At 69.3% G+C, this 11,902-nt stretch carries 1 protein-coding gene; it reads left to right on the top strand.

Annotated elements, in window-relative coordinates; translation table 11 throughout:
* The first annotated feature begins 135 nt into the window (after positions 1 to 135).
* Positions 136 to 11,895 carry an amino acid adenylation domain-containing protein gene (locus tag ACWGE0_RS07695; protein WP_452260222.1) on the top strand — a complete coding sequence of 3,920 codons (11,760 nt, stop codon included), beginning with the start codon at positions 136 to 138 and terminating at the stop codon, positions 11,893 to 11,895.
* Positions 11,896 to 11,902 lie beyond the last annotated feature (7 nt).

Here is an 11,902-nt window from a genome sequence, read left to right as displayed (position 1 = left end):
TTAATCCGTGATGATCATTGCAAATGATCCTCATGCGAATGTTCTATGACAGTTTCGTTTATTCCTTGTCCCTGCGGATGACCGTTGTGTAAAAATTCTGCCAGGGAGAGGGCGGGGGATTTTGTGATCGAAGACATGTATCCGTTGGCGCCTGTGCAGCAGGGCATGCTTTTCCATGTCCTGGAGGCGCAATCGGACAAGGGTGTCTACTGGGCACAGGGCCTCTACGAATTCGACGGAGTGCTCGACCTCGACGCCATGCGGCGCGCCTGGGAGCTGGTGGTCGCCCGCCACGCCGTGCTGCGCACCGGCTTCGTGTGGGAGGGCGTGCCCGAGCCGCTGCAGGTCGTCATGAGCGACGTCCAGGTGCCCTTCGAGGTGCACGACTGGTCCGCCGTGACCGACCAGCAGGCCGCGCTCGACGAGCTGCTCGCCCGCGACCGCGCCCAGGGCTTCGACCTCACCAAGCCACCGCTCATGCGCGTGCACCTCATCACCGACGGCACCGGCCATCACCGCATGGTGTGGGCGCTTTATTCGGGGCTGTGCGACGGCTGGAGCGTGCCCGTCGTCCTCGAGGAGGTCGGCGCCACCTACGACGCCCTGTGCCGCGGCACGACGCCCGACCTCGAACCCGTGCGGCCCTACCGGGACTTCATCGCCTGGCTGGGCAAGCGCGACCGCGCCGAGGCCGAGTCGTTCTGGCGCAACTACCTGGCCGGGCTCGACGCACCGACGGCGCTGCCCGTCGACCGCTCGGTCCGCGACCACTGGGCGCAGGGACGCCGCCGCGCCGAGCTGCCGATGGACCTGACCACGTCGATCATGGACCTCGCCCGGCGCAGGCGCGTCACGCCGTCGACGGTCATCCAGGCGGCGTGGGCACTTCTGCTGTCCGCCTACTCGGGCGACGACGAGGTCGTCTACGGCCTCACCGTGTCCGGCCGCCCGGCCGACCTGCCCGGCGTCGAGTCGATGGTGGGCGTCTTCATCAACACGCTGCCCGTGCGCGTGCGGGTGTCGTGGGAGCGCACGTTCGCTGAGTGGCTGGGTGAGCTGCAGGAGAACCAGGTCGCGGTGCAGCGTTACGAGTTCACCGCGCTGTCGGACATCAAGCGGTGGTCGGACCTGCCGCGGGGCAGCGGTGTCTTCGACAGCATCGTGGTGTTCGGCAACTACCCGCAGGCCCTGATGACCGAAGAGGAAGAGGAAAGCGGCGACGAGGACCGCTTCGGCGCGCTGGACTCCATCGAGCAGGTCAACTACCCGATCGCGTTCGCGATCGACCTCGAGGACACGCTCAAGATCGAGGCCGAGTTCTCCACCGGGGCGTTCGACGAGGCCACCGTGGACCGGCTGCTCGACCAGCTGCAGGCCGTGCTGGCCAGCGCGGTGGCGGGCCCCGATCGGCTCGTGCGCGAGGTGACACCGACGCCGGCGATCGGCTGGGGTGCCGGTGCCGAGGTGGATGAGGCTTACGTCGGGTTGGCGGAGCGGTTCCGGTTGGCTGTGCAGAACTTCGGCGACCAGGTGGCTGTTCGTGGCGGTGGTCAGGAGCTGACCTACGCCGAGTTGGGCGAGCGGGTGGCGCGGGTGGCCTCTGGGCTGCGTGCGGCTGGTGTTCGGGATGAGACTCGGGTCGGGTTGTGGTTCGAGCGGTCGGTCGACCTCGTGGTCGCGATTCTGGGTGTGGTGCAGGCGGGTGGAACGTATGTGCCGCTTGATCCCGCGCTCCCGCATGGTCGCCTTCGCGATGTGCAGTCGGCCGCTGGGGTCGAGCTGGTGGTGTCCCGTGGCGACTACGCCCTGGACGGCCCGCGCGTCGTCGAGTTCGCGGAGTTGCTGACCGCGCCTGCCGAGTGGCCGGAACTCGTTGCCATGCCTGAACGTCTGGTCTACACGATGTTCACGTCGGGCTCGACCGGTGTGCCGAAGGGCGTGGAGGTCACCGAGGAAGGTGTCGTGCGCGTCGTGCTCGACCCCGCCGTGGCTGCCCAGCCCGGTGACGTGGTCGCGCACATGGCCGCCGTGTCGTTCGACGCCTCCACGTGGGAGATCTGGACGGCGTTGCTGAGCGGCGCCACTCTCGCTGTGGCTCCCGCGAACTTGGCTGAGCGACTGGACGTTGCCAAGCTTTACGCCGAGCACGGCGTGACGTTGTCGTTCATGACCACCGGTTTGTTCCACCAGCTGGCGGACACCGATCCCGCTGTGTTCGCCTCGCATCGGTTGGTGCTGGCCGGCGGCGAGGCGATGTCGCCCCTTCAGGCCCGCAAGGTGCTCGACGCGAACCCCGCCGTGGCGATCTACAACATGTACGGCCCGACTGAGTCCACTGTGTACGCGTCGTTCCACGACATGCACACCGGGCGGCTCGGTCCGTCGTCGGTTCCGATCGGCACCGCGTTGCGGGGCTTGCGTTTCTACGTGCTGGACCGCTGGCTCCAGCCGACGCCCGTGGGTGTGCCGGGAGAGCTGTACATCGGTGGTACCGGCTTGGCTCGTGGCTATGCGGGCCGTGCGGACCTGGCCGCGGAACGGTTCATCGCCGACCCGTACGTGCCGGGGGCCCGGATGTATCGCACTGGTGACCTGGTGCGGTGGGGTGCGGACGGCGCGGTCGACTTCGTCGGCAGGACTGACAACCAGGTCAAGATCCGCGGGTTCCGGGTCGAGCCGGGCGAGGTCGAGCACGTGCTCGTCGGTCACCCGGACGTCGCCAACGCCGCCGTGATCGTGAACGACAAGCGCCTGATCGCTTACGTCGTGGGCACCTCCGACACGGCAGAGCTTCGTCGCTTCCTCGGCGACCGGCTGCCGGAGTTCCTGGTGCCGTCGGCGATCGTGCTGCTCGACGAGTTGCCGTTGAACACCAACGGAAAGCTCGACAAGCGCGCGCTGCCCGAACCCGGCGCCCCCGAGATCACGGCCACGTACGAACCACCGACCACGGAGGCTGAGCACACGCTCGCCGCGGTGTGGTCGCAGGTGCTCGGCGTCGAACGGGTCGGCGTGCACGACAACTTCTTCGAGCTGGGCGGCGACTCGATCGTCAGCCTGCAGATCGTCGCGCGGTCCCGCGCCGCGGGACTGCGGCTGGAGATCGCTGATCTCTTCACGCACCAGACCGTCCACGCGCTCGCCTCCCACGTCGCCCCGGCCGCACCCAGCACGGTCGACCAGGGCACGGTCAGCGGACCGGTGGCCTTCACGCCGATCCAAATTTGGTTCCTCCGGGAGAACCTGCCCCGACCCGACCACTTCAACTGGTCGGGCATGTTCGAGCTGGCACCGGGAACCGACGCGAGCACGATGCGGGCCGCGCTCGGCACCGTCGTCGCCCACCACGACGCCTTGCGGCTGCGGCTGCACGGCGACACCCAGGAGAACGCGCCGGCCGAGACCGCCGACCTGGTGACTGTGCTGAGGACAGACCTCGACGGCCCCGCGCTGGACGAGGCCGTCACCGCGGCCATGACCACCGCGCAGACGTCGTTGAGCCTGGCGGACGGACCGTTGCTGCGCGCGGTGTACGTCGACCGCGGCGACAAGCCCGCGTGGTTCGGCCTCACTGTGCACCACTACGTCGTGGACGCGGTCTCCTGGAACGTCCTGCTGGAGGACCTCGACACCGCGTACTCCGCCGGTGTCCTCGCGCCGAAGACCACCTCGTACCAGGAGTGGGCCGCCGCACTGGAGGCGTTCGACCCCCAGGACGAGCTGCCCTGGTGGCGCGAGGTCGTGCGGACGACCACGGCCGTGCCCACCGAACTTTCCGGCCCCAACACCGAGGACTCGACCGAGTCCGTGCGCGTCGCCCTCGACGCGGAGCACACCTCGGCGTTGCTGACCCTGGCACACCGTGCCTACCGCACCCAGGGCCACGAACTGCTCCTCGCCGCACTGCTGCAGGTGCTCGGGCGGTGGACCGGCACCAGTGCCGCCGCCATCGACCTGGAGAGCCACGGCCGCGAGCCGATCGCGGACGGCATCGACCTCAGCCGCACCGTCGGCTGGTTCACCGCCATCCATCCCGTTGGGCTGCACCACGGCGACCTCGGCGACATCGCCGGCGTCATCAAGGCGGTCAAGGAACAGCTGCGCGCCGTGCCGCGCCGCGGTGTCGGCTACACCGTGCTGCGTGAGCGGGACGAGCAGCTCCGCAATGCTCCGGAACGCCCGGTCGTCTTCAACTACCTCGGTGGCGCTGACGCCGTCGAGGACGAGTCCGTCGGTCTGTTCGCCCGCGAGCTGTCCGAGGACCTGTGCGGCCCTGCCGAGGGCGATGGCGGACTGCGCTCGCACGTGCTCGGCGTCGAGGTGGCCCAGGCCGCCGACGGAACCCTGGCCGTGGAATGGCAGTACAGCACCAACCTTCACCAACGCTCGACGATCGAACAGCTCGCCGCGGCTTACGTGCGGGCGCTGGCCGAGATCGTCGACCACTGCCGGTCGGGCGCGCACGGCCTCACGCCGTCCGACGTTCCGCTGGCATCCCTCAGCCAGTCCTCATTGGACGCCTTGGTCGCCCGAACGCCCGGACTGGTCGACGTCTACCCGTTGTCGCCGTTGCAACAAGGGATGCTCTTCCACGCCGTCGAGTCACCGGACAGCGGCGTCTACTGGACGCAGGACATCCGCGAACTGACCGGTGAGCTCGATGTCGACGCTCTGCGCGCGGCCTGGCAGCTCGCTCTTGACCGGCATCCCGCGTTGCGCACCGGTTTCGTGTGGGACGGCGTGCGCGAACCGCTCCAGGTCGTCGTCGGTGACGTCGCCGTGCCGTTCGAGGTGCACGACTGGACTTCCGTCGCTGATCCTGAGGCCGCCATCGACGACCTGCTGGCATCGGATCGTGCTCGCGGTTGCGATCTCACCAGCGCGCCGTTGCTGCGCGTGCACGTCGCTCGTGAACGCGACCGCCACTGGATCCTGCTGGCGTTCCACCACCTCTACGCCGACGGCTGGAGCATCCCGCTGCTGTGGGACGAGGTCACCGCCGCGTACCGGGGCGAGTCCCTGTCGCCGGTGCGGCCCTACCGGGACTTCATCGCGTGGCTGGGCCAGCGTGATCGTGGCGAGGCCGAGTCGTTCTGGCGCGAGTACCTGGCCGGGTTCGACTCACCGACGCCGCTGCCGGTGGACCACGCGGTGCGCGAGCACTGGGCGCAGGGCCGGCTCGAACTGGCGCTGCCCCGCGACGTCACGGCGGCACTCGTCGCGCTGGCCCGCGACCAGCGGGTCACCCTGTCCACGGTCGTGCAAGCCGCGTGGGCTGTGTTGTTGTCGGCCTACTCGGGCGAGGACGACGTGGTGTTCGGCCTGACCGTCTCCGGGCGCCCGGCCGAGCTGCCCGGCGTGGAGTCGATCGTCGGCCTGTTCATCAACACCCTGCCCGTCCGGGTGCGGGTCGCCTGGGAACGCTCGTTCGCCGACTGGCTCGGCGAACTGCAGGAGAACCAGGTCGCGGTGCAACGGCACGAGCACACGCCGCTCGCCGACATCCAGCGCGTCACCACGGGTGGCCTGTTCGACAGCATGCTCGTCTTCGGCAACTACCCGCAGGGCGCGATGCCCGAGGAGGGTGAGGAAGACCCCGACGAACTGTTCGCCTCGACCGATTCGGTCGAGCAGATGCACTACCCCATGATCCTGGCCGTCGACCTGGAGGCGACGCTGAAGGTCGAGGCCAACTTCTCGACCGGCGCCTTCGAGTTGTCCACTGTGGAGCGGTTGCTCGGACAGCTCGCCGAGGTGCTCACCGGTGTCGCTCGCCGGCCTGGTGCGGTGGTGCGCGAGGTGACGCCGGCACCGGTGACCGGGTGGGGTGTGGGGCCCGCGGCGGACGAGCCCTTCGTCGGTTTGGCGGAGCGGTTCTGCCTGGCTGTCGACGAGTTCGCTGACCAGGTGGCGATCCGTGACGGTGGCAGGAAGCTCACCTACTCCGAACTGGGCGAGCGCGTCGCGCGGGTCGCGTCGGGCCTGCGTGCGGCTGGTGTTCGGGATGAGACTCGGGTCGGGTTGTGGTTCGAGCGGTCGGTCGACCTCGTGGTCGCGATTCTGGGTGTGGTGCAGGCGGGTGGAACGTATGTGCCGCTTGACCCCGCGTTGCCACATGGCCGGCTTCGCGATGTGCAGGCGGCCGCTGGGGTGGAGCTGGTCGTGTCCCGCGGTGACTACGCCCTGGAGGCGCCGCACCTCGGGGTGATCGACCTGGCCGACCTGGACGCCGAGCCTGACGAGCGTTCAGCGGTGTCGTTGCCTGGGCGTCTGGTCTACACGATGTTCACGTCCGGCTCGACCGGCGTGCCAAAGGGCGTCGAGGTCACCGAGGCAGGTGTCCTGCGGATCGTGCTCGACCCCGCGGTGGCCGCCCGGCCAGGAGATGTCGTGGCGCACATGGCCGCGGTGTCCTTCGACGCGTCGACGTGGGAGATCTGGACCGCGTTGCTCACGGGCGCCACCCTTGTCGTCGCTTCCGCGGATCTCGCTGAGCGACTGGACGTCGCGAAGCTCTTCACCGAGCAGGGCGTGACGTTGTCGTTCATGACCACCGGCTTGTTCCACCAGTTGGCGGACACCGATCCGGGCGTGTTCTCGGGGCACCGGCTGGTGCTCGCCGGTGGCGAAGGAATGTCGCCCGTGCAGGCCCGCAAGGTGCTCGACGCGAACCCGGCCGTGGGCATCTACAACATGTACGGGCCGACGGAAAGCACGGTGTACGCGTCGTTCCACGACATGCACACCGGCCGGCTCGGTCCGTCCACCGTGCCCATCGGCACTGCCTTGCGGGGACTGCGTTTCTACGTGCTGGACCGCTGGCTCCAGCGGACACCGGTCGGCGTGCCGGGAGAGCTGTACATCGCGGGTATCGGCTTGGCGCGTGGTTACGCTGGCCGCGCTGACCTGGCTGCGGAACGGTTTGTCGCTGACCCGTTCGTGCCTGGCGCCCGGATGTATCGCACCGGTGACCTGGTGCGGTGGGGTGCGGATGGCGTGGTCGACTTCGTCGGCCGGACCGATGACCAGGTCAAGATCCGCGGGTTCAGGGTGGAGCCGGGCGAGGTCGAGCACGTGCTCGTCGGCCACCCGGACGTGGCCAACGCCGCTGTGGTCGTTCGTGAGCTGCAGCAGGGCAAGCGTCTCGTCGCCTACGTCGTGAGCACTGCCGATCCGGCTGACCTTCGTCGCTTCCTCGGCGAGCGTCTGCCGGAGTTCCTGGTGCCGTCGGCGATCGTGATGCTCGACGAGTTGCCGTTGAACACCAACGGAAAGCTCGACAAGCGCGCACTGCCGTTGCCTGACGCGCCGGACTCCACGAGTTATGAGGCGCCCGGCACCGACGTCGAGCGTGCGCTCGCCGCAGTGTGGTCGGAGGTGCTCGGTGTCGAGCGCGTCGGCGTTCACGACAACTACTTCGAACTGGGTGGAGACTCCATCGTCAGCCTCCAGATCGTGGCCAGGGCGCGGGATGCGGGGCTTGAGCTGAGCATCGCCGACCTGTTCAAGCACCAGACCGTTCAGCAGGTCGCTGCCCACACGGGCGATGCAGCCACGTCCACAGTCGCAGTGAAGCCGTTGGCCGATCTGGAACCGCTCCGAGCACGGGTGCCGGGCCTGGTTGATGCCTACCCGTTGTCGCCCATGCAGCAGGGCATGCTGTTCCACGTCCTGGAGGCACCCGCTGACACGGCGGTGTACTGGGCGCAGGACGTGCGTGAGCTGCGCGGGCCGCTGGACGTGGCTGCCCTGCGCGAAGCTTGGAACATCGTTGTGGGGCGCCATCCCGCGTTGCGTAGCGCGTTCGTGTGGGAGGGCGTCGAGGAGCCGTTGCAGGTCGTCATCGGCGAGGTCGACGTGCCCTTCGAGGTGCTCGACTGGACCACCGTGGCCGATCCCGGCGCCGCACTCGACGACCTGCTCGACGCCGACCAGCGCCGTGGGTTCGACGTCACCACCGCGCCGTTGTTGCGGGTGTACGTGGCGGATCGGGGCGACCGGCAGTGGGTCGTGTTCACGTTCCACCACCTCTACCTCGACGGCTGGAGCATCCCGCTCGTCTGGGACGAGGTGATCGCGGCCTACCAGCGCAAATCGCTGCCGCCGGTGCGTCCGTACCGCGACTACATCGCCTGGCTGCAGGAACAGCCGGCCGCCGACGACTTCTGGCGCGAATACCTCGACGGCTTCACCTCGCCCACGGCCCTGCCCGCCGACCGCACCACCCGGCTGCACTGGGAGCAGGGCCGGCGGCACCGCGAGCTGCCCGAGGCCGTTGCCCTCGCGTTGGAGGGGCTGGCACGGCGTGAGCGCGTCACGATCAGCGCCGTTGTGCAGGCGGCGTGGGCGTTGCTGCTCGCGTCGCACAGCGGTGACGACGACGTCGTCTTCGGGCTCACGGTGTCGGGGCGCCCGGCCGAACTGCCCGGTGTCGAGTCGATCGTCGGGCTGTTCATCAACACGCTGCCCGTGCGGATCAAGGTTCCCGGCGACCGCACGCCGTTCGACCGATGGTTGCGGGCCGTCCAAGATGGACAGGTTGCGGTGCAAAGGTTCGAGCACTCGCCGTTGGTCGACATCCAGCGGGTGGCCGGTGTGCCGAGGTTGTTCGAGAGCATCGTCGCGGTCCAGAACCTGCCCGGCGGGTTCGACGACGGCGACGACACCGACGAGTTCGACTCGCCTGCGTTGCTGGAACAGGGTCGCTATCCGCTGAAGCTCGTCGTCGACGTCGACGGACAGCTCGCCCTGCTGTGCGAGTACTCCGCCGGTGCGTTCGACGACGCCACCGTCGAGGCGTTGCTGGACCAGCTCGAACGCATCCTCACCACCGTCGCCGCCACGCCCGGCACACCCGTGCGGGAGATCGCCCTGCTCGACGCCGGCCAGCGCGCCGAGGTGCTCGGGTGGAGTTCGTCCGAGGCTCGCGAGATGCCGTCGGCTCACCTTGCGGCGCTGTTCGGACGTCAGGCCGCGGCCCACCCGGACCGGCCCGCCCTGCGCGGTGGCACCGAACTCACCTACGCCCAACTCGACCGCAAGGCCTCAGGCGTCGCCGAATGGCTTCGCAACAACGGTGTGGGCACGGGCACCCGAGTCGGGCTCCACCTTGACCGCAGCCCGGAGCTGATCATCGCCATGCTCGGCGTGATCGGCGCGGGAGGCACCTACGTTCCGCTGGATCCCGCCCAGGGCACGGCCCGCCTCGCCCAGATGATCGACGCGGCAGACGTCGAACTCGTTGTCACCGCGGGAGATTGGCCGCTGGACATCCCTCGCGTGCGCGTCCTGGAACTGCCTGACGCCGATGCCGATGGTCCTCTACCTGTGACCGGCGGACCGGGCAGCGAGCTGTACGTGCTGTTCACGTCGGGCTCGACGGGCGTGCCCAAGGGTGTGTCGCTGACCCACGAGGGCGTGGCCAGGGTGTGCACCGACCCCGCCGTGCGCGTCGAGCCCGGCGACGTCGTGGCGCACCTCGCCGGCATCGGCTTCGACACCGGCGCGTTCGAGATCTGGCTGGCGCTGCTCAACGGCGCCACCCTCGTCGTCGGCCCCGCGGACCTGGCCGAACGGATGGACGTCGGGAAGTTCCTGCGCGACAACGACATCACCGCGTCACTGCTCACCACCGGCCTGTTCCACCAGCTGGTCGAGACCTCGCCGGACGTGCTCGACGGCCTGCGGCTGCTCGTCGTGGGCGGCGACGCCCTGCAGGCCCAGCACGCCCGCACCGCCCGCGAGCGCCGGCCGGACCTGCGCATCGTGAACGCCTACGGGCCCACCGAGACCACCATGACGTGCACCATCCATCCCCTCGAAGCCATCGGCACGCAGGTGCCGATCGGCAGGCCGTTCGCGGGGATGCGGGCGTACGTGCTCGACCAGTGGTTGCAGGTGCTGCCATCGGGTGTGGCGGGCGAGCTGTTCGTCGGCGGACCCGGCGTTGCCCGCGGCTATGTCGGCCGCGCTGACCTGACCGCGGAACGGTTCGTCCCCGATCCCACCGGAAACGGGGAACGCCTGTACCGCACCGGTGACCGGGCCCGCTGGCGGGCCGACGGCACGCTGGAGTTCCTCGGCAGGGCCGACGACCAGGTCAAGATCCGGGGCTTCCGGGTCGAGCCCGGTGAGGTCGAGGCACTGCTGGCGAGCCACGAGAACGTGCGGGCCGCTGCTGTCGTGGCCACGGCGTCGGGAACGGGAAAGCGTCTGGTGGCCTACGTGGTCACGAGCGCCGACACGAGCGAGCTGCGTGCGTTCCTGCGCGAGCGGCTGCCGGACTACCTGGTGCCCTCGGCGTTCGTCACGCTCGACGCACTTCCCTTGACCACCAACGGCAAACTCGACCGCCGAGCCCTGCCCGAACCGGCCGCACCGGAGACGGACGCGTACGTCGCCCCGCGCACCGACGCGGAACAGGCACTGGCCGCGATCTGGGCGAAGTTGCTGCGCGCCGACCGCGTCGGCCGGCACGACAACTTCTTCGATCTGGGCGGCGACTCGATCGCCGTCCTGCAGGTGGTGGCACGCGCTCGTGCCGCGGGCCTCGGTCTCGCGGTGGCGGACCTGTTCACCCACCAGACGGTCGCAGAGCTGGCCGCCGTGACCACCGCTCCGGTGCTCGTCGAAGAGGGCCCGGTCACCGGACCGGTGCCGCTGACGCCCATCCAGCGGTGGTTCACCAACGCCACCATCGACGACCGGAACCACTGGAACTGGTCGGGGCTCTTCGCACTGGCGCCGGACGTCGACGCCGAAAAGCTCGCCGCTGCTCTGAACACCCTTGTGACGCACCACGACGCCCTGCGCACCCGCCTGCAGCACGGGCCCGACGGCTGGCACCAGCACGTCGTCGAGCCGGGCGAGGCAGTCGCGTTCACGGTCGTGCAAGGCGATGTCCAGGAGCACATGGATGCGCTGCAACGCTCGCTGGACCTCGCCGATGGCCCGCTCGTGGCAGCAGTCCTGTTCGACTGCGGCGACGAACCCGCATGGCTCGGGCTGGTCGTGCACCACCTGGTCGTCGACGGCGTGTCGTGGAACGTCCTGCTGGAGGACCTCGGCGCGGCCTACCGCGGCGAACCGCTCGCGCCGAAGACCACGTCGTTCCGGCAGTGGGCCGAGTCCGTGGTGGCCTTCGCGGACGGTGCCGAGGTCCGCGACGAGCTGCCGTACTGGCTCGACAAGGCCGAGACGGCGTTCACGCTGCCGGTCGACGCCACTGGTGCCAACACCGAGGACTCCGCTGCCGTCGTGGAGGTCGCCGTCGGCACGGCGGGGTTGCCGATCGCCCAGGTCGTCGACCTGATCCTGGCCGCGCTGCACCAGACGCTGGGGGAGTGGGCCGGCACCGACACGGTCGTCGTCGACCTCGAACACCACGGCCGGGAAAGCCTGGCACCGGGCACCGATCTGTCCCGCACGGTCGGCTGGTTCACCTCGGTCTACCCGGTGGTGCTCCAGCACGACGACCTGAGCGACGGCGCCGGAGTCATCGCCGCCGCAAGCGAAAGCATGAAAACAGTGCCACGCAACGGAGTCGGCTACGGCGCCCTGCGTCACCTGACGGCAGACGACCCGGAGGTGCGCCGCCTGCGCGCCGCACCCGACCGTCAGATCAACATCAACTTCACGGGCGGGCTCGACGCCGTGAGCGACGACGAGGCAGGCCTCATCGTCGACGAACTACCGGGTGACCTGTGCGGCGACAGCACAAGTGGGGGCTTGCGCCCGTACGCACTGCACCTGGAGATCGAGCGCACCGGCGAGGGACAGCTCCTCGTCGAGTGGCACCACAGCACGAACCTCCACCGGACCGAGACCGTGCGGCGGGTCGCCACCCGCTTCCGGCAGGCCGTGGAGTGCCTGATCGAAGACCTGAACAGGAATTGAGGGGAGC

This window comes from Lentzea sp. NPDC054927 (assembly GCF_053610285.1).
Note: the sequence above shows the minus strand (reverse complement) of the source record. Positions and strands in the feature narration are given on the sequence as shown.